The sequence below is a fragment of the Nocardiopsis exhalans genome (assembly GCF_024134545.1).
GTDB classification, from domain to species: Bacteria; Actinomycetota; Actinomycetes; order Streptosporangiales; family Streptosporangiaceae; genus Nocardiopsis; species Nocardiopsis exhalans.
The window spans coordinates 6,204,941-6,224,756 of the sequence record NZ_CP099837.1 but is presented as its reverse complement, the minus strand read 5'-3'; the positions used below and the strand labels follow the sequence as shown (position 1 = coordinate 6,224,756).

Annotated in this window: 14 protein-coding genes; 11 read left to right on the top strand and 3 right to left on the bottom strand. The window is 71.8% G+C overall.

The window, feature by feature from the left end:
• Positions 1-36 precede the first annotated feature (36 nt).
• Together NE857_RS27540 and NE857_RS27535 are read left to right on the top strand one after the other, a co-directional pair.
• Positions 37-849, top strand: coding sequence for a carbon-nitrogen hydrolase family protein (locus NE857_RS27540; protein WP_254418284.1), 813 nt, complete (start codon positions 37-39; stop codon positions 847-849).
• Positions 850-1,089: 240 nt separating this feature from the next.
• Complete coding sequence (locus NE857_RS27535) at positions 1,090-1,332, top strand: hypothetical protein (RefSeq protein WP_254418283.1); 243 nt, start codon at positions 1,090-1,092, stop codon at positions 1,330-1,332.
• A gap of 281 nt (positions 1,333-1,613) precedes the next feature.
• Here the strand turns inward: NE857_RS27535 and NE857_RS27530 are convergent, their stop codons facing one another.
• Positions 1,614-3,122 carry a CoA-acylating methylmalonate-semialdehyde dehydrogenase gene (locus NE857_RS27530; RefSeq protein WP_254418282.1) on the bottom strand — a complete coding sequence of 503 codons (1,509 nt, stop codon included), beginning with the start codon at positions 3,120-3,122 and terminating at the stop codon, positions 1,614-1,616.
• A 161-nt stretch (positions 3,123-3,283) separates the two neighbouring features.
• The gene (locus tag NE857_RS27525) at positions 3,284-4,570 is read right to left on the bottom strand and encodes an aspartate aminotransferase family protein (RefSeq protein WP_254418281.1); all 1,287 of its coding nucleotides are present in this window, start codon (positions 4,568-4,570) and stop codon (positions 3,284-3,286) included.
• Between the two features lie 184 nt (positions 4,571-4,754).
• On the opposite strand from NE857_RS27525, the gene NE857_RS27520 reads away from it, so the two are divergent.
• On the top strand, positions 4,755-6,359 hold the full coding sequence (locus NE857_RS27520; protein ID WP_254418280.1) for a PucR family transcriptional regulator: 1,605 nt from the start codon (positions 4,755-4,757) through the stop codon (positions 6,357-6,359).
• 107 nt (positions 6,360-6,466) lie between these two features.
• Positions 6,467-6,955 carry an Lrp/AsnC family transcriptional regulator gene (locus tag NE857_RS27515; RefSeq protein ID WP_017581869.1) on the top strand — a complete coding sequence of 163 codons (489 nt, stop codon included), beginning with the start codon at positions 6,467-6,469 and terminating at the stop codon, positions 6,953-6,955.
• 182 nt (positions 6,956-7,137) lie between these two features.
• Here the strand turns inward: NE857_RS27515 and gabT are convergent, their stop codons facing one another.
• A complete protein-coding gene (gene gabT, locus NE857_RS27510) occupies positions 7,138-8,472 on the bottom strand; it encodes a 4-aminobutyrate--2-oxoglutarate transaminase (protein WP_254418279.1) in 1,335 nt (444 codons plus the stop codon).
• 171 nt (positions 8,473-8,643) lie between these two features.
• On the opposite strand from gabT, the gene NE857_RS27505 reads away from it, so the two are divergent.
• The 7 genes from NE857_RS27505 to NE857_RS27475 all read left to right on the top strand — a co-directional run bounded on the left by NE857_RS27505 (position 8,644) and on the right by NE857_RS27475 (position 19,581).
• Entirely contained in the window at positions 8,644-10,092 is a 1,449-nt protein-coding gene (locus tag NE857_RS27505; protein WP_254418278.1) for a PucR family transcriptional regulator, read from the top strand.
• Between the two features lie 272 nt (positions 10,093-10,364).
• Complete coding sequence (locus NE857_RS27500) at positions 10,365-11,330, top strand: phosphate/phosphite/phosphonate ABC transporter substrate-binding protein (RefSeq protein WP_254418277.1); 966 nt, start codon at positions 10,365-10,367, stop codon at positions 11,328-11,330.
• Positions 11,331-11,437: 107 nt separating this feature from the next.
• Positions 11,438-12,238 (top strand): phosphonate ABC transporter ATP-binding protein, encoded by an 801-nt coding sequence (phnC, locus tag NE857_RS27495; protein ID WP_254418276.1) that lies wholly within the window; start codon positions 11,438-11,440, stop codon positions 12,236-12,238.
• A gap of 13 nt (positions 12,239-12,251) precedes the next feature.
• Positions 12,252-14,093: a phosphonate ABC transporter, permease protein PhnE gene (gene phnE / locus NE857_RS27490; protein ID WP_254418275.1), complete on the top strand. Its 1,842-nt coding sequence runs from the start codon at positions 12,252-12,254 to the stop codon at positions 14,091-14,093.
• Positions 14,094-14,264: 171 nt separating this feature from the next.
• A complete protein-coding gene (locus NE857_RS27485; RefSeq protein ID WP_254418274.1) occupies positions 14,265-17,408 on the top strand; it encodes a DNA helicase in 3,144 nt (1,047 codons plus the stop codon).
• 117 nt (positions 17,409-17,525) lie between these two features.
• Positions 17,526-18,413 (top strand): Fpg/Nei family DNA glycosylase, encoded by an 888-nt coding sequence (locus NE857_RS27480; protein ID WP_254418273.1) that lies wholly within the window; start codon positions 17,526-17,528, stop codon positions 18,411-18,413.
• Positions 18,414-18,561: 148 nt separating this feature from the next.
• Complete coding sequence (locus NE857_RS27475) at positions 18,562-19,581, top strand: LacI family DNA-binding transcriptional regulator (protein ID WP_254418272.1); 1,020 nt, start codon at positions 18,562-18,564, stop codon at positions 19,579-19,581.
• The last annotated feature ends 235 nt before the right edge of the window (positions 19,582-19,816 follow it).

The following is a 19,816-nucleotide window of genomic DNA, read 5'->3' as shown; positions in this document are numbered from 1 at the left end:
CCGGGCCGGCCCTCAGGCCATGAGGGGGAAATTTCGATGGTGCAGGTCGCGGTCGCCCAGTTCGCGCCGGGGCAGGACAAGGCCGAGAACCAGCGTTCGGTGGCGGAGCTGACCGCCCGGGCCGCCGCCCTGGGAGCGAAGGTCGTCCTGCTGCCCGAGTACACGATGTTCACCGCCTCGCGCACCGATCAGCGCTACGTGGCGGCCGCCGAGCCCCTGGACGGCCCCTTCCTGGCCGACGCCGCGGAGACCGCCCGCCGCGAGGGCGTGTACCTGGTGCTGGGGGTCAACGAGTCCGAGGGCGAGGGCGCCACCCACTTCACCAACACTCTGGTCGCGCTCTGTCCCCAAGGTAAGAGGGTCGCGCTCTACCGCAAGATCCACCTCTACGACGCCTTCGGGGTCAAGGAGTCGGACGTGGTCGCGCCCGGGCCGATCGACGCCCCGGAGACCTTCACCGTCGACGACGTGGTCTTCGGCCTCCAGACCTGTTACGACCTGCGCTTCCCGGAGGTGACCCGGCGGATCGCCGGGGCCGGGGCGCACGTGGTGCTGCTGGCCGCCCAGTGGGTGCCCGGCCCGCTGAAGGAGGACCACTGGCGCACGCTGGCCCGGGCGCGCGCCATCGAGAACACGGTCTACGTGGCCGCTTCGGGGCAGTCGGCGCCCACGGGTGCGGGTAACAGCATGATCGTCGACCCGATGGGCACCGCCCTCGCGTCCCTGGGGGAGCAGACCTTCGAGGTCGCCGCCGCAGAGGTTTCGGCCGCGCGTGTGGATGCGGTGCGTGTCACCAACCCGGCTCTGTCGCTGCGCCGTTTCGAGGTCTCCCCGCGCTCGGAGGGCTAAAGTCCGGCGCCTGGAGGGTCTGTGCATATCCGGCGCTTCGTATGAAAAACCAACCCTGAGCTGGGGCCTTCCCAGGGTTCGTCACTTAGGGTTATGATTTCCCTGCACGGAGTGATTTAGATTGGTCCGGACCCTTCCAGGCGCCGAGAGCTTCTGATTCAATAAAGAGCCGGTAACTATCGGCCCGCCAGACTGTCCTAAACCACGGGGGGAGCAAGGACATTGCGCGGAACGAGCACGATGTGCGAACCAGACACGAAGCCTGACGCCACATCCGAGAACTACGTCTACGACCCGAGCCGGCTGAGCGGAGCGCAGTGCATGGGGGATGCCTGCGTCGTCTGCCACGCCAAGTGGCCCCGGCCCCGCCGGGTTCTGGGCGAGCTTCCGGACGGCAGTCACGCGTACGGATGTGACGAGTGCGCGGGGATCATCGGCCACCAGCCGGTCTCCGCGGGTGGGCCGCTGATCGCGGCACGTTAGCCGAGCCAGCTGATGCAGCTGATCCCGTGCGGCCGCGGAGGCCGCCGGAGACGGTCGCGCTCCGGGTCCAGGGGAGTCATTCGGACCCGGAGCGCTTCCGTTGACGCGCCCGCTTCCATGGGGAGGAGGGGAAATGAGCGCGTCTATCCAGGATGGTCTCTCGTGACACACGTGGCCCTCGGCCACACTCGGTCAGGGGCTTCGTGCAACAACGATACTCCGTGTTGCCCGCCGTAGACCGTCAGTGAGAGACATCCGTCCGTTATTTCGGTTAACTCCGGCTAGCCGTTGGTGGGGAAGCCCAGGTCCACGCCGCCCTCGGGCCGTTTGCCCGGGTCGGTCCAGCGGGCGGTGACCGCCTTCGTGCGGGTGTAGAAGTGCACCCCCTCCGTGCCGTGCGCGTGCGAGTCACCGAACAGTGACTGCTTCCATCCGCCGAAGGAGTAGTAGGCCATCGGTACCGGGATGGGCACGTTGATGCCCACCATGCCCACCTCGATCTCGTTCTGGAAGCGCCGGGCCGCGCCGCCGTCGTTGGTGAAGATCGCCGTCCCGTTGCCGTACGGGTTGTCGTTGATGAGCTTGACGGCCTCGTCGTAGTCGCCCACTCGGACCACGCTCAGCACCGGACCGAAGATCTCCTCCCGGTAGCAGGACATCCGCGGGCCCACGTGGTCCAGGACCGAGGGGCCCAGCCAGAAGCCGTCCGAGGCGCCGCCGAGCACCGGGTGCACCCGGCCGTCGATCGCCAGGGTCGCCCCCTCGCGCACCCCCGACTCCAGGTACGAGGCGACCTTGTCGCGGTGCTCGCGGGTGACCAGCGGACCCATCTCGCTGCGGTCGTCGTCCCCGGGGCCCACCCGCAGTCGCGAGACGCGCTCGCGGATCCGTTCCAGCAGGTCGTCGGCGACCGAGTCCACCACCGCCACCGCGGAGATGGCCATGCAGCGCTCACCCGCCGAGCCGAACCCGGCCGAGACCGCGGAGTCCGCCGCCAGGTCCAGGTCGGCGTCGGGCAGGACCACCATGTGGTTCTTGGCGCCGCCCAGCGCCTGCACGCGCTTGCCGTGCTCGGCGGCGGTCCGGTAGATGTACTGGGCGATCGGCGTGGAGCCCACGAAGCTCACCGCGGCCACGTCCGGGTGCTCCAGGATCGCGTCCACCGCGGCCTTGTCCCCGTGCACCACGTTGAACACGCCGTCGGGCAGCCCGGCCTCGGCCCACAGCTCGGCCAGGAGCACAGCCGCGGACGGGTCCTTCTCGCTGGGCTTGAGCAGGAACGTGTTTCCGCAGGCGATCGCCACCGGGAACATCCACATCGGGACCATCGCCGGGAAGTTGAACGGCGTGATGCCGCTGACCACACCGATCGGCTGCAGGATCGAGTAGGAGTCCACGCCGGTGGACACGTTCTCGGAGTAGCCGCCCTTGAGCAGGTGGGGGATGCCGCAGGCGAAGTCCACGACCTCCAGGCCCCGGGCCACCTCGCCCTGGGCGTCGGAGAAGACCTTGCCGTGCTCGGAGCTGACGATCGCGGCCAACCGGTCGCTGTTGGCGCGCAGCAGCTCACGGAACCGGAACAGCGTCTGCACGCGCCTGGACAGCGAGGTGTCCCGCCAGCCGGGGAAGGCCTCCTTGGCGGCGGCCACCGCGGCACCGACCTCCTTCGGGCCGGCGAAGTCCACCGTCCCGGTGACCTGCCCGGAGGCCGGGTTGTAGATGTCCCCGGTCCGCTCGGTGGGCCCGTCGTGGGCACCGCCGCCGATCCAGTGGGTGACGTGCTTGTTCATGCTTGTGCTTCCTCTTCTTCGTGCCGGGGTTGTCCACAGGCCGGGTTGTCCACAGGCGACGGACCGGTACCGGCGGGCCGCCGGCACAGGGGCTTGAGCGGAAATCGGGGGACCTCGGCAGCAGGCGGTTTCGTGCCGCCCGCCTTCCCCTGGGGTGACCCTCAGCCCTGGTCGGCGACGGCGCGCACGGCGTCCAGCAGGATGTCGCGGCCCTCGGCGGCCTCCTCCGAGGACAGGGTCAGCGGCGGGGCCATGCGCAGCACGTTGCCGTGCACGCCGCCCTTGCCCACCAGCAGCCCGCGCTCGCGGGTGGCCTCCAGCGCCTTCCCGGCCAGCGGTGACGACGGCTCTCCCGTGGCCGGGTCGACCATCTCGATCGCGAACATCAGGCCCTTGCCGCGCACGTCCTTCACGCAGTCCAGTTCGCGCAGCGCCCGCAGGCCCTCGGTGACGGTGGCGCCCTGGCGCAGCGCGTTGCCCTGGAGGTCGTGCTCCAGCACGTAGTCGAGGGTGGCTCCGGCCGCGGCCATGGACACCGGGTTGCCGCCGAAGGTGGCCACGCCCAGCGCCTTGAGGCCGTCCATCAGGTCGCCGCGGGCCACCACACCGCCCACCGCGAAGCCGTTGCCCAGCCCCTTGGCGAAGGTCATGGCGTCCGGGGTGACCCCGTGGTTGCCGATCCCGAAGAAGCTGGTCCCGGTCCGGCCCCAGCCGGTCTGCACCTCGTCAGAGACGAACAGGATGCCGTGTTCGTCGAGGACCTCCTTGTAGGCGGCGTACAGCCCGTCCGGCGGCATCGCGAACCCGCCCACCCCCTGGACCGGTTCGGCGATCAGGCAGGCCACGTTGGGCGCCGTGGTGTCCAGGACCTCGCGCAGGTCGGCGACGCAGACGTCGATGTACTCCTGCTCGGTCAGGCCGCGGAACGCGGGGGAGGCGTGGTCGGTGCCGTGCAGGTAGTGCACGTTGAGCGGGGAGAGCGAGGAGTTCTTCCACGCCTTGTTGCCGGTCACCGCGACGGTGCCGAAGGAGCGGCCGTGGTAGCTGCCGCGTACGGCCAGCACCTCGTCGCTGCCGCGGGCGTAGGTGGCCAGCAGCAGGGCGGTCTCGTTGGCCTCGGTGCCGGAGTTGGTGAAGAACACCTTGGCGTCGGGGATGCCGGACAGCCGCGCGATCTTCTCGGCCAGCTCCACCTGGGAGCGGATGAGGTACAGCGTGGAGGTGTGCACGACCCCCTTGGCGATCTGGCGCTCCACCGCCTCGCGCACCTCGGCGACGTCGTAGCCGAGCATGTTGGTCACGATGCCGGTGAAGAAGTCCAGGTAGGTGTTGCCGTCGGCGTCCGTGACACGGGCGCCCTTACCGCCGACGATCTCCAGCGGGGACTCGTAGTACAGGGGCAACCAGGAGGGCATGACCGCGCGGTGGCGGGCGAGAAGTTCCGACATGCCCCCAGTCTCCCCAGCGCCCGCGGGCTTGGCCAGGATCACCATGTTGACAACATGCTGGGTGGATTTACAACATGTAAAGCATGCGTCGAGTCGGGGAACCACTGTTCACAGGCCCGGCTGTACGCGCACTCTGTAAAGAAAAATGCCCCTCTGCCTGACAGAACGTCCTAGACTGGCGGTTGTGCTTCCCACCCTTGCCGAGGTCCTCCAGCTCCCCGCCCTCCAGAAGGCCCGGCCCCGCGTGGTGGCCGGTTCCGAGTACCTCGACGTGGCCGTGCGCTGGGTGCACATCGCCGAGGTCACCGACCTCGCCCACCTGCTGCGCGGCGGTGAACTCGTGCTCAGCACCGGTATCGCCATGCCCGACGACCCCGAGGCCCTGCGCCGCTACATCGACGACATCGCCGATGCCGGGGTCAGCGGGATCGCGGTCGAGCTCGGCCGCAAGTACCACGCCGAACTCCCCAAGGCCTTCCTCGACGCCGCCCGCGACGCGAGGATCCCGGTCATCCTGCTCGACCGCGAGGCGCGCTTCGTGGAGATCACCGAGGCCGTGCACATCCGAGTGGTCAACGAGCAGCTGGAGGAGCTGCGCGACTCCGAGAAGCTCCACTCGGTCTTCACCCAGCTGTCCGTGGAGGGGGCCGACGCCGGGCAGATCCTGCACGAGGTCGCCCAACTCTCCGGCTGCCCGGTCGTCCTGGAGAACCTCACCCACCAGGTCCTGGCCTGCGACCTCAACGGCGAGGACCCCGGCACCCTGCTGACCTCCTGGGAGAGCCGCTCACGGTCGATCCGCACCGGCACCCGGACCGTGCACGCGCCCGCCACCGGCTGGCTGGTCACCACGGTCGGCGCCCGGGGCCAGGACTGGGGGCGGCTGATCCTCATCACCGGGGCCGCCCCCAGCGCCCGCCAGACCATGCTCATCGAGCGCGCCGCCACCACCCTGGCCCTGGGCCGTCTGTTGGAGCGCCACCAGGAGAGCCTGGAGCGCCAGACCCACCGCACGATCATCGCGGGCATCATCGACCGCGCCTACTCCGACCCCGAGGAGGCGCTGGTCCGGGCGCGCGCGGTCGGGGTGCCCCTGAACGGGCGCGAACTGGTCGGGCTGGTCCTGAGACTGCGCGAGAGCGGGACCGGGCTGGCCGCCCAGGCGCGGCTCTCCGACACCGCCGAGGGCGCCGCCCGGGCCTGTCGGGAGCTGCGCCTGCCCGCCCTGGTGGGGTCCCTGGACGACCTGCGGGTGGGCATCCTGCTGGCCCTGCCGGACCGCAAGCGCCTGGACGCCACGCTGCACCTGCTCGCGGACCGGGTGCGGGGCGCCGTCGGGGACGCGGCCGTGCTGGCGGTGGGCTCGGCTGCCGAGGGCGTGCGCGAGGTGCGCCGTTCCTTCCTCGAGGCCCGCCAGGTGGGCGACGTGGCGATCAAGCAGAGCGACCGGCGCCCCTTCTACCGGCTGCCCGACCTGCACCTGCGCGGGCTGCTGCACCTGTTCCGCGACGACGAGCGCCTGCAGACCTACGTGGAGCGCGAGCTGGGCCCGCTGCTGGACCACGACGCCCGGCACGGCGGGGACCTGGCCGACATGCTGCGCCACTACCTCGGCGCGGGGCGCAACAAGGCGCTGGCCGCGAGCCGGGCGCACTTGTCCAGGCCCGCTTTCTACGAACGCCTGCGCCGGATCTCCAACGTGCTCGACGCCGACCTGGAGTCGGTGGAGACGTGTCTGTCACTGCACGTGGCCCTGCTGTCACTGGACTCGGTCCGGGATCAGCAATAAGCCTTTCCTGTTCGATACCTGGTTGTCACGCCGGTACGTTACTTTGGAATCCATTGTAAAAAATGGGCGCGACAATGGATTCCTGATTCATACAGGTGGAGGACCCTGTGACCGAACCGCTCGACCCCGGACCCACCAGGAGGGTCAACGGGGTGGTGCTGGACGACACGGCCAAGCGCATCATCGAGGTCCTCCAGGAGGACGGGCGCCTGTCCTACGCGGCCATCGGAAAGATCGTCGGCCTGTCCGAAGCCGCCGTGCGCCAGCGCGTCCAGCGCCTGCTGGAGTCAGGGCTGGTCCAGGTGGTGGGCGTCACCGATCCCATGACTCTGGGCTTCAACCGGCAGGCGATGATCGGCGTGCGTACCAACGGCGACCTCAACGCCGCCGCCGACGCCGTCTCCGAACTCGACGGGGTGGAGTACGTGGTGATCACCGCGGGCTCCTTCGACCTCATGGTCGAGGTGGTAGCCGAGGACGACGCCCGCCTGCTGGACATCCTCGCCGCGATCCGGGCGGTGGACACCGTGGAGAGCACCGAGACCTTCCTCTACCTCAAGCTTCGCAAACAGACCTACGCCTGGGGAACCCGCTAGAGCTGTGTTTGTCTTGGGCCTCCGCCCGCCCGTCGCCCGCCACCACCCTCAACGGACGCGCTGACGCGCGCGGCTTTGCCCCTGACTTCGGCGGGCGAACGAGAAAACCCGGCGGCGTCCTGTGGGCTAGGACGCCGCCGGGGGCCAGGTGCCGACCGGCGCGGCTACTCCCGGCCGGGGGACTACAGCCCGGCCAGGGCCTCCTCGAGGATGTCCAGTCCCTCACGGAGCAGTTCGTCACCGATGACCAGTGGCGGGAGCATCCGGATCACGTTGCCGTAGGTGCCCGCGCTGAGCAGGATCAGGCCGCGCGCGTGGCAGTGCTTCAGCACCTGGGCCACGGCCTCCGGGTTGGGCTCCTTACCGTCCTTGACCAGCTCGATCGCGACCATCGCGCCGCGGCCGCGCACGTCGCCGACCACGTCGAACTTGTCGGCGAAGGCGTTCAGGCGGTCCAGCATGAGCTCGCCGATCTCGCGGGCGCGGCCGGTCAGGTCGTCGGACTCGATCGCCTCCAGCGCGGCCAGCGCGGCGGCGCAGGCGGCCGGGTTGCCGCCGTAGGTGCCGCCCAGACCGCCACCGTGCACGGCGTCCATGAGCTCGGCGCGGCCGGTCACCGCGGCCAGCGGCAGACCGCCCGCGATGCCCTTGGCGGTGGTGATCAGGTCCGGCACGATGCCCTCGTGGTCACAGGCGAACATGTCACCGGTGCGCGCGAAGCCGGTCTGCACCTCGTCGGCGACGAACACGATCCCGTTGGCGCGGCAGAACTCCACCAGCGCGGGCAGGAAGCCGGGGGCGGGCTCGATGAAGCCGCCCTCGCCCTGGATGGGCTCGATGACCATGGCGGCCACGTTCTCGGTGCCGACCTGCTTGACGATCTGGTCGATCGCCGCGGCCGCCGCCTCGGGTCCGCAGTTGTCCGGACCGGTCGGCCAGCGGTAGGCGTAGGCCATGGGCATGCGGTGGATCTCGCCCGCGAACGGTCCGAAGCCGTGCTTGTAGGGCATGTTCTTCGCGGTCAGGCCCATGGTGAGGTTGGTGCGGCCGTGGTAGGCGTGGTCGAACACCACGACGGCCTGGCGCCCGGTGGCGCTGCGGGCGATCTTGACGGCGTTCTCGACCGCCTCCGCACCCGAGTTCAGCAGGATGGAGCGCTTCTCGTGGTCGCCCGGGGTGACGCGGTTGAGCGCCTCGCACACGTCCACGTACGCCTCGTACGGGTTGACCATGAAGCAGGTGTGGGTGAAGCGGGCCAGCTGCTCGGCGGCGCGCTCGACCACGCGGGGGTCGGCGTTGCCGACGTTGGTCACGGCGATGCCGGAACCGAAGTCGATCAGGGAGTTGCCGTCGATGTCCTCGACGATGCCGCCGCCCGCGCGCTCCACGTACACGGGCAGCACACTGCCCACGCCCTGGGCGACGGCGGAGGAACGGCGCTTCTGGATCGCGCGGGACTTGGGGCCGGGGATCTCGGTGACGATCCGGCGGGACTGGACGACCTCGGTCGCGGCCATGCGGCTGCCTCCTTGTGGGCGTGGTGGTGCGGTGTGCGGACTCGCAAGACACTAAGCCGCGCCGAACCGGACACCCATGGACACAGTGGATAATCAAGTGAGTGTCCTGTGCCATTGCGTCAGGGCGCGGAGAGGGCGGGGAAAGCTACAGGGGACTACGGGGGAACGCCGATGCCACCGACACTGGGGGCCCTGCTGCGCACGCCGAGCCTGCGCCTGCGACTGCTCACCGGGCAGGACCGCACTCACCGGCCGGTGGAGTGGGTCGCGGTCAGCGAACTCGGCGACCCCACCCCCTACCTGGCCGGGGGAGAGCTGGTGCTCACCACCGGGGTCCGGTGGGTGGACCGCCTCCCCGACCTGCGCGCCTACGTGCGCCGCCTGGCCGAACGCGACGTCGCCGGGATCGGCTTCGGCGTCGCGGTCAACTTCGACGACACCCCCGAGGAGCTGCGCGCGGCCGCCGAGGAGTTCGGCGTCGCGCTGGTCGAGGTCGGTCGCCAGACGCCGTTCATGGCGGTGGGCAAGGAGGTCTCCCGGCTGCTCGCCAAGGAGGAGTACGAGGGGCTGACCCGCGCCTTCACCGCCCAGCGCGAGCTCACCCGCGCCGCGCTCACCGGCGCTTCCGCGGTGGTGGACCGGCTCGCCCGCGAACTCGGCGGATGGGTCCTGCTGCTGTCCCCGGACGGCACGCCCTGGCACGCCGCCCCCGCGGGCGCCGCGGCCCGCGCACCCCGGCTGGCCGCCGAACTCGCCCGGCTGCGCGGCGCGGGTCCGCGAGCCAGCGTCTCGGTCGCCTCCGCCGGAGACCGGGTCTCGGTCCAGCCGCTGACCACGGGCGGCAGGGCCCGCGGCTACCTGGCCGTGGGCGGGGTGCGGGTCTCCGGTTCCGACGACCGCACCCTGGTCAACGCCGCGGTCTCCCTGCTCTCCCTCGAACTCGAACGCTCCGCCCCGGGCCGCGGCTCCAAATTCCGCTCGGGGGTGCTCTCGGCCCTGCTCGACGGCGCTCTCGATCCCCTGCACCCGGGTGCGGCCGACCTGCGGGCGGTTCTGCCCGCCGAGCCCGTGGTGGTGGCCGTGGCCGAGCGGGCGGACCCGGACACGCCCCTGCCCGAGGGGGTCCTGGTGGCCCGGCACGACGGGCGCACGGTGCTGCTCGCCGCGGCGAGCACCGAGGAGAGCGTGTTCGGCGAGGTGTTGCTCGGTCCCGTCGGCCTGAGCTCCCCGGGCGGCTACCCGGACCTGGCCGCGGCCCGCTCCCAGGCCGAACGCGCCATGGCGGCCGCCGCGGAGCAGGACGAGGCCCTCCAGCGCTTCGACCAGCTGCCGGGCGGGCTGCTCGGCCTCCTGGACAACCCCGCCGGGGCGCGGCTGGCCGACGACCTGCTCGCCCCGATCGACGAACAGCGCGCCGCCCCCGAACTCCTCGCCTCGCTGCGCGCCTACCTCGCCGCGTCGGGCCGATGGGACGCCGCCGCCGAGCAACTGGGCGTGCACCGGCACACCCTGCGCTACCGGATGCGGCGGATCCGCGAACTACTGCCCGGGGACCTGGACGACCCCGACCACCGCACCGAACTGTGGATCGCGCTGCGCGTCCGCGAGGGCCGATCCTGACAACAGGGCCGTTCCTGGTCACAAGGCACTCCTGTCACACACTTCTCGTGGGGCACACAGCACCCATGAGACACAGTGAGTCACGCTGTAGTGACTCCTCGATGACTGCCCGGTCACGCTCCCAGCCGAGCGCGCACCAAGCCGCCGTGCTCTGTTCGGTGCCTGGTCACCTTGCCGTAGGTTCCCGACAGCCGCGGGTCTGCACAGTGGGAGACGTCCCGATGACCGAGACGTCCGCCTTGGGCGGATGATGTTGAGGAGTCCCCCGAACCATGCAGACCAGATTCGGCCGTCGCGCGGGCGCCTTCGCCGCCGCGGCCTCAGCACTCGCCCTCCTGGCCGCCTGCGGGCCCAGTGCCGACGAGACCGCCGAGGCCGACGCCTCGGCCGGCGGGGAGGGGATCACCCCCGACACCCTGATCATCGGCGCGGTCCCCGCCGAGGAGGCCACCGGGCTGGAGAACAGCTACGAGCCGGTCATCGAGATGCTCAAGGACGAGACCGGCCTGGACGTGGAGTTCCAGACCGCCACCGACTACGCGGCCGTCATCGAGGGCCAGCGCAGCGGTCAGATCCACATCGCCCAGTACGGGCCCTTCTCCTACTACATCGCCAAGAACACCGGCTCGGAGATCACCGTCGCCGGAGCCATGATCCAGGAGAAGGACGAGCCCCCGGGCTACGTCTCCTACGGCGTCGTCCCGGCCGACTCCGACATCGAGAGCATCGAGGACTTCGCCGGCAAGCACCTGTGCTTCGTCGACCCGAACTCCGCCTCCGGCTACCTGTACCCGCTGGCCGGGCTCCTGGAGGCCGGGGTCGAGGAGGGCGACTGGGACGAGACCTTCGCGGGCGGCCACGACGCCTCGGCCATCGCGACCGCCGCGGGCGAGTGCGAGGCGGGCTTCGCCTTCGACTCGATGGTGGACGAGACCCTCGTCGACAACGGCTCCATCGAGGAGGGCGACCTGCGCGTGGTCTGGGAGTCCGAGACCATCACCAGCTCGCCGATCACCGTCTACGACGGCCTCGACCAGGAGCTCTTCGACACGGTGATGGCGGCCCTGCGGGAGAAGGGCAACCAGGACTACCTCGTCGCCAACGGCTACTGCGAAGAGGGCGACTGCGACCTCACCGACGAGCGGATCTGGGGTTGGGAAGCAGTTCCGGACGACTTCTACGACGCGCTCGACGTCGTCTGCGAGGCCACCCAGGCCGCGCAGTGCTCCGACAGCTGACCACCCTCAGCAGTCTCCGGGGGCGCCCACCGGCCTGGGCGCCCCCAGCCCTTCGCCCCCGCCCCGCCCTCCGCCCCGAACTGTCCGATCCCACCTCGAGGAGCCGCGTGGACGCCGCATCCCCTTCCCGGCCCGGGCCCGTGCCCGCCGTCCGTTTCGAGAACGTGACCAAACGCTTCGGTGACACCGTCGCCCTGGACGAGGTGTCGGTGACCGCCCACACCGGCGAAGTGCTCGTCCTGCTGGGCCTGTCCGGATCGGGCAAGTCCACCCTGCTCCGCCACGTCGACGGCCTCCAGATGCCGACCAGCGGCGGGGTCGAGGTCCTGGGCGTGGACGTGCCCGCCGCCCGCGGTGGCGAGCTGCGCGCGCTGCGCCGCCGGATCGGCTTCGTCTTCCAGCAGTTCCACCTGGTGGGCTCGCTGACCGTGCTGGAGAACGTGTGCACCGGAGCGCTGGGCCGCGTGCGCGGGCCGCGCCTGGGGCTGCCCACGTACCCGCGGGCGATCCGCGAGGAGGCCCTGGCCCAGCTCGACCGGGTCGGCCTGGCCGACCGCGCCTTCCAGCGGGCGGACACCCTCTCCGGCGGTCAGCAGCAGCGGGTCGCCATCGCCCGGGCCATGCTCCAGCGTCCCGAGGTGCTCCTGGCCGACGAGCCGGTCGCCTCCCTGGACCCCGAGTCGGCGCACCAGGTCATGGAGCTGATCCGCGAGGTCGCCGCCGAGGAGAAGCTCACCGTGCTGTGCAGCCTGCACCAGGTGGACCTGGCGCTGTCCTGGGGCGACCGGATCGTCGGCCTGCGTACCGGACAGGTGGTCATGGACAGCCCGGTCACCGAGCTGGACCGCGACGAGGCGATGGCCATCTACGCCCGGGTCGGTTCCGCCGACCCCGTGACGGTCGGTTGACGGGGAAACGCACATGATGACCGAACCCACCGCCACGTCACCCGCCCCCGCCGAACCCCCACCGCCCGCGGCCCCCGCCGGACCCGGGAGCCCGGGTGACCCCGCCGAACGGCCGCGCACGCTCCCGCTGCCCCGGCCGAGCGGGGTCGCCGCCCTGCTCACCGCGCTCGCCCTGATCGGGGTGGGCGTGTGGTCGATCATCGACCTGCGGATCAACGTCGCCACCCTGGTCTCCAGCGTGGACAACGCCGCCGACTTCCTCTCCCGGACCCTGCCGCTGGACTTCCCCGGCTTCGGTGAACTGGCCGGGCCGCTGGCCACCACCCTGGCCATCGTCATCGCCGCGACCCTGCTGTCCGTGGCGCTGAGCATCCCGCTGGCGATCTGGGCGGCGGGCAACACCGCCCCCGGAAGGCCCGCGCGGCTGATCTCCCGGTCCCTGATCGTGGTCGCCCGCGCCATCCCCGACGTCGTCCTGGCCATCCTGTTCTTCCGGCTCTTCGGCTTCGGCGCCGTCACCGGTGTCCTGGCCATGGGCCTGCACTCGGTCGGCATGGTCGGCAAGCTCTACGCCGACGCCATCGAGCAGATCGACGAGGGCCCGCGCCAGGCGCTGCGGGCCGCGGGCGCAGGCCGCCTCCAGGAGCTCACCGGCGGGGTGCTGCCCCAGGTGCTGCCCGCCTTCGTGGCCACCGCCATGCACCGGCTCGACATCAACCTGCGGATCTCGGTGATCCTCGGGTTCGTCGGCGTGGCCGGGATCGGGCAGGACCTGGCGCACGCTCTGGGCCGCCTCGACTACCAGCGGGGCATGGCCCTGGCGCTCATCGTGCTGCTGCTGTGCGTGGGGATCGAGCTGCTGTCCGTCGCGGTGCGACGCGCCCTGCTGCCGCACACCGAGCAGCGGGTGAGTGGGCTCAGCGGTCTGGTGGCGCGGATGCGTGCACGCGCCGGCACCGCTGCCAGCCCCGGCTCCGGTGACGACTCCGGTGCGAAGGCGGCCGCCGCCCGGCGCACCTCGGTGGACCCGCGCGCCGCCTCGGCCGCCGCGCTGGCCACCGGCCGGATCAGCCCGCCCTGGACCGCGGAGCGGATCCGCCGGACCTTCTACGTACTGGTCACCCTCGCGGTGCTGGGCGGTTCGGCCGGCTACGCGGTGCTGGACTTCAACGGCTTCATCGACTCCAACCGCGGCCCGCTGGGCGTCCTGGCGATGTTCTGGCCGCCGGAGACCGGCGGGATCGGCGAACGGCTCGTCGCGGGTCTGATCGTCACCGTGCAGATCGCCTTCGCCGCCACCCTGCTCGGTATGGTGCTGGCGCTGCCGGTGGGCGTGCTCGCCGCGCGCAACGTGGCCCCCCACCACCGGGTCGGCCAGCTCTGCCGGATGTTCATCGTGTTCGTCCGCAGCATCCCCGAACTCGTCCTGGCGATCATCTTCGTGGTGATGATCGGGCTCGGCCCGGTGGCGGGCACCCTCGCCCTGGCCATCGGTGTCGTCGGCCTGCTCGGAAAGCTGGTCGCCGACTCGGTGGAGGAGGTCGACCCCGGCCCCGAACGAGCGCTCCAGGCCACCGGCGCCAGCCGGGTCCAGGTGTTCTTCGGTGCGACGCTGCCGCAGGCGCTGCCCTCCTTCGTCGGTCACAGCATGTACCAGCTGGACGTCAACATCCGCTCGGCGACCATCCTCGGCATCGTGGGCGCGGGCGGTATCGGCTACGAGCTGCTCAACGCCGCCCGGGTTCTGGAGTTCGGGGTGGTCACCCTCATCACCCTGATGGTCTTCGGGGTGGTCATGATGGTGGAGCTGATCGCCGTGTGGCTGCGCGGGGTGGTCGGCGGCCGCGAGGACTGACCCCGGTCCGCCAGCCCCTGTCCTCTCAACCCCGGCCCGTCGTCACACATCGTGAAAGTGGCGACGGGTTTCGGCGTTCCCAGGGCGGGCGGGTGAAAAATGCACCACAATGGACCTTGATAGCAGGGAGTAATCGTCTGATCACAAAAGATCAGGTGGTCAGGGGGCGTCGTGAGGTCATTACAGGACGGCGAGGAGATCGGTGGCACCGGGCCCTATCCGTCCCCGGTCGGTCTGGTGGCGGAGCGGTCGGGGCTGGCGGCCGGGTTCGCCGCCGCCTCCCTGCGCTGGAAGCCCCCGGTGGACCGGGGAGAGGTCCGCTCCTTCCTGGCCTACCTGCGCGCCTGCCTGCGCCGCGAGGCCGTGCACACCCACGTGGTGCGCGCCGAGCACCTGGGCTCCGACACCTGTGCCTGCCTGCCGGCCGGCCCCGAACTGCTGTTCAGCGGGGCCCGGGACACCCTCCCCCTGCACCCGGAGACCGCCCGGGTGCTGCGCCTGGCCGGACGCCACGGACAGGCGCTGCGCTACGGCTACCCCCTGGTGGTTCTCGGCGAGGGAGAGGACCGGGTGGCCCTGCCGCTGCTCACCGTGGACGTGCATGTGGTGGACGACACGGGTTCGCCCGCCGAGGCGGCGGGCGGTGACGGCCGCCCCGGCGGTGACACCCCGTTGGTTCGTGCCGTGGGCCGACCCGACGTCAACACCGCGCTGCTGGCCCGGCTCGGCATCACCGACCCCGAAGACCTCTTCGAGCTGCGTACCCGCCTGCGCACCGGCGCCCCCGACACCGTCCACCGGCCCGCCGCCATCGCCGACCTCGCCGCCAAGGTGCGCACCCTGCTCACCCGGTTGGAGATCGAACGGGTCGACGACATCGCCCCGCTCGGTACCCGGGGCCAGCCCCACCTGGTCACCACCGGGGCGCACAACACCGCCGTGCTCTTCCGGGCCGGCCCCGGTGGCCCCGGTGGCCCCGGCAGTACCGGCGGCGCCGAGGACCCCGACCCCGGCAGCACCGAGGGGATCCTGGCCGACCTCGACCCCACGGGCCGGGACGGCCTCGACCCCGACGCCATAGCCGGTACCGCTCTGGAGTCCCTGCTCGGCAACGCCGCCCACCGCGCAACCCCGGGCGGCACGGGCGCCGGACCCGCCGAACCCCAGACCGGCCGGGGCATCATGCGCCGCAGCGCCCGGGCCCAGCGGCGCGCGGCCCTGACCCCGGACCCCAGCCCCGCGCCGGTGCCCGTCTCCACCACCGCCCTCAGCCAGGCCCAGTACGAGGTCCTGTACGCCGCCATGCGCGAACAGCTCACCGTGGTCGCCACCCCGCCCGGCAGCGGCATCCACGACCTCGTCGACGCCCTCATCCGCACCGCTGTGGCCAGCGGCCAGCGGGTCCTGGTGTGCGGCCGTACCGAGGCCGATCTGGACGCCGTCCTGGCCAGGGCCGACATCGCCCCGGGACACCCCGTCGTCCGGGCGGGCGGACCCGGCCAGCGTGCCGCCGAACTACGCCTGCTCACCCGGCTCCTGGCCCAGCCGGGCGGTGCCCTGCCCGCCGGGAGCTCCTCACCCGCCGGTAAGGGGGGAACCTGCCATCGCACCGAGCTGATCGCGGCCTGGAACCGGGTCCGCCAGGTCTGGTCCGCCATGGACACGATGGCCTCGGGCGGCCACGTCCTGGCCCACCTGGCTGAGGAACGCGGTCGCAGCATCGCCCGCGGCTGGGCGCCCGACAGCCTCTTCACCCCCGAACAGGGCGGCCCCGAGTACTGGCTGCACCGCGCCGAACGCGCCGCCGCGGGCGGGCTCGGCGGCTTCCAGCACCGGGCCGCGATCCGCCGCGAACTGGGGGTGGCCACCGATCCCGAAGGACTGAAGCAGCTCTGCTCCGTCGCCCGGCTGGAGAGCGACTGGCGCGAGGGAGTGGACCGCCGCACCCGGTGCGCCCCGCTCAACGAACTCACCACCGAGCTCGCCGACGCCCTGGCCGCCCACCGCAGAGCCAGCGCCGCCTGCCTGACCGCGGTCACCGAACCCCGCCTGTGGCGCGGCCGCGCCGCCATCGAGAACCGTGTCGAGACGCTCAACTGGCACCACGGCGGCGGCTGGCCCGGGCTGGCGGGCCTCCTGGACACCCTGCCCGTGTGGGTGTGCCGTACCGACCAGGCCCGTGCCCTGCCGCCGCAGGGCGGGCTGTACGACCTGGTCATCGTGGTGGGCGCCGAGCAGACGCGGGTCAGTGAACTGCTGCCGGTGCTCTACCGGGCCGGTCGCGCGGTGGTGGCGGGCGACCCCGCCCACCCCGGTCCGGGCACCGTCCTGGAACCCGAGGAGGAGCGCCGGGCCCTGGCCACCGCCGGACTGGCCGCGGAACATCTGGACACCCGCGCGCTGCGGCACGGCTCGGGTTCGGCGCTGCGGGCGGCGCAGGCGGCCGCCCCGCCCATGCTCTGGCTGGACGAGCACGACGGCGCGCCCGAGGACCTGGCCGAGACCGCCTCCCGGCACTGCTACGGCGGGCGGCTCGGGGTGCTGACCCGACCCCGGCCCGCCGACCCGCCCGCCTTCGAATGGCGCGACGTCGGCGGGGAGTGCGAGGCCGCGCCCGGCTCCTCCTACATCAACCGCGACGAGGCCTACCGGGCGGCGGTCGTCGTGGGCGAACTCGACCAGGAACTGCCCGAGGGCCACGAGCTCGCGGTCATCGCCCCGATGCAGCCCCAGGTGGCCCTGTTGCGCCGACTGCTGCGCCAGCGCCACCTGCGCCGCCGGGTCCGGATCGGCGGCCCGGAGATACTGGCCTCCGACACCGACGCCGCCGACGTCACCGTGCTCTCCGCGATGCTCGCCGCCGGGGCCCCGGCCATCGCGGAGCGTCGGGTACGCCGGATGACACACCTGTGGTCGGCGGTCCTCACCCGGACCCGCGGGCGCCTCGTGGTGGTGGGGGACCGGGCCCACTGGTCCGGCGGGGACGACCCGCTCGGCGACCTGCTCGCCGCGTGCACCCGCGCCGGGACGGACCCGGCGAGCGTCGCCCTGGCGGAGGCCCTGCGCGAGGCCGGGACCAACGTGGACGCGGGCCGGCGGATCAACGGGTGGACCGCGGACCTTGTGGTCAGCTACGGCGCCCGGCGCGTGGTGCTGCTGCTCGACCGCGAACCGGACGGCCCCGCTCTGCGCCGCCTGCTGACCAGGGGCGACGCCCTCAACCAGGCCACCGAGGACCTCGTGGTGGTGGTCCCCGCCTGGCGTTGCCTGGCAGACCCCAAGGCGCTCGTGGAGGAGATCCTCTCCGCCTGCTGAGCCCGCCCCGGGGCCGAACCGTCACCGGAGCCCGGTCTTCGAAACCCAGTCGGTCGGGTCCCGGGCGCGCCCTATCCTGGATGCGCTGAGGACACATGCCCACAGAAGGGGACACGGGTGCCTGAGGGCCACACACTGCACCGGTTGGCGGCGCACTTCGACAAGACCTTCGGGGGCGGCGCAGTACGGGCCTGGAGCCCCCAGGGGCGCTTCGCCGAGGGCGCGGCCCGGATCGACGGGCGGGTCCTGGTCGAGAGCGAGGCCCACGGCAAGCACCTGTTCCTCGGCTTCGACTCCGGCGAGTGGCTCCGCGTCCACCTGGGCCTGTACGGGGCCTGGTCCTTCGGGGACGCCGACGGCGAACGCCACCTGGGCGCACCCCGCACCGAGGGTGCCGACCGCCTCGACCTGCGGCGCGACCCCGACGGTTTCGTCCTGCCGCCCGACCCGGTGGGAGCCGTCCGCGTGCGCCTGGTCAACTCCTCGGGCTGGGCCGACCTGCGCGGCGCTTCCGCATGCGAGGTCATCACCGAGGAGGACAAACGCGCGGTCCAGGACCGGCTGGGCCCCGACCCGCTGCGTGCCGACGCCGATCCGGAGCGGGCCTGGCGGACGGTGAGCCGCTCGCGCAGCAGCCTCGCGGTGCTCCTGATGCGCCAGGACGTGATCGCGGGCATCGGCAACATCTACCGCGCCGAATCCCTCTTCCGGGCCGGTCTCGACCCGATGACCCCGGGCCGCGAACTCACCCGGGAGCGGTGGGACGCCCTGTGGGCCGACCTCACCGGGCTGCTCCAGGACGGGGTGCGGGACGGCTACATCATCACCACCCGCCCCGAGGACCGCCCCGACCCCGAAGCCCGTCCGGTGCCCCGGCCGGACACCCTCTACGTCTGCTACCGCACCGGCGATCCCTGCCGGGTGTGCTCCTCGCCGGTCTCGGCCGCGGAGCTGTCCGGGCGCACCCTGTACTGGTGCCCCGGCTGCCAGCGCCCGACACGCTGAACCGGGACACCGGGGTTGGACGTACCCGACTCGTTTGCCGTGCCCGGCGAAAGCCGTGAGCTCGGGCCAAAGCCAGTGGGTTACAATCCACTCCCGGTGACTGAACCGGTTCAGTCTTTAATTACTGGGAGACGGCTTGGGGTCTTTGATGCGGCGCCCGACGATCATGGACATCGCCAAGGCGGCCGGGGTGTCCAAGGGGGCGGTTTCCTACGCCCTCAACGGCCGCCCCGGCGTCTCGGAATCCACTCGCGAGCGCATCCTGACCATCGCGAACGACCTGGGCTGGGCGCCGAGCAACCCCGCCCGCGCACTCGCCCCCGGCGGGCGGGTGGGCGCGATCGGCATGGTCGTCGACCGCCCGGCGCGCTCGCTGGGCATCGAACCTTTCTTCATGCAGCTGGTCTCGGGGGTCGAGACCGAGCTGTCCGCCCAGGGGGTCGACCTGATGCTCCAGGTCGCCGAGGACGTCGAGGCGGAGCTGGCGGTCTACCGCCGCTGGGCCGCCGAGCGCCGGGTGGACGGGGTGGTCATGGTGGACCTGCGGGTATCCGACCCCCGCCCCGAGGCGATGGGGGTCCTGCCGCTGCCCGCCGTGCTCCTGGGCGGGCCGGAGGGCGCTGGCGGACTTCCGTGCCTGTACACGGACGACGGGGTGCCGATGCGCGAAGTGGTGCACTACCTCGCCGCGATGGGGCACCGGCGGATCGTGCGGGTGGCCGGACCCGAGGAGTTCGTGCACACCCACAGCCGTACGGAGGCCTTCCGCCAGGCGGCCGAACGGTCCGGGCTGCTCCAGTCGCGCACGGTCCACGCCGACTACACGGGGGAGGCGGGGAGCCGTACGACCAGGCGTCTGCTCGCCGAGGCAGAGCCGCCCACGGCTCTGGTCTACGACAACGACCTGATGGCGCTGGCCGGGCTCGGAGTCGCGGCGGAGATGGGCATCGAGGTGCCCTCCCAGCTGTCGATCGTGGCCTGGGACGACTCCGCGCTCTGTCAGATGGTGCGTCCCTCGCTCACCGCGGTCAGCCGTGACGTGGTGTCCCACGGGCGCCGGGTGGCGTCGATGCTGAACGCGGTCCTCTCGGGGCAGCAGGTCGAGAGCGAGGAGACCTTGGCGGGGGAGCTGCGGCCCCGGGGGAGTACCGGCCCTCTGACGGTCTGAGCACCCTGGGTCCGCACGCCGGTACAGAACCGGTTCACCAACGGGCTTTCGGGCGACGCCAGGCCATCGTGGCTGTTACAAGGGGATAACAGCGAAGTGTCGGGGATTGACGGGGTTCGTCGGTCCGTGTTGTTGTGTACCTCACTTACCCGGTTCAGCAACGGCCCTTCGCTCCCCCCAATTGGGAGCGCTCCCAGCCTTCCGCGACAGGATCGGCTTCCCCCATATGAGGGGC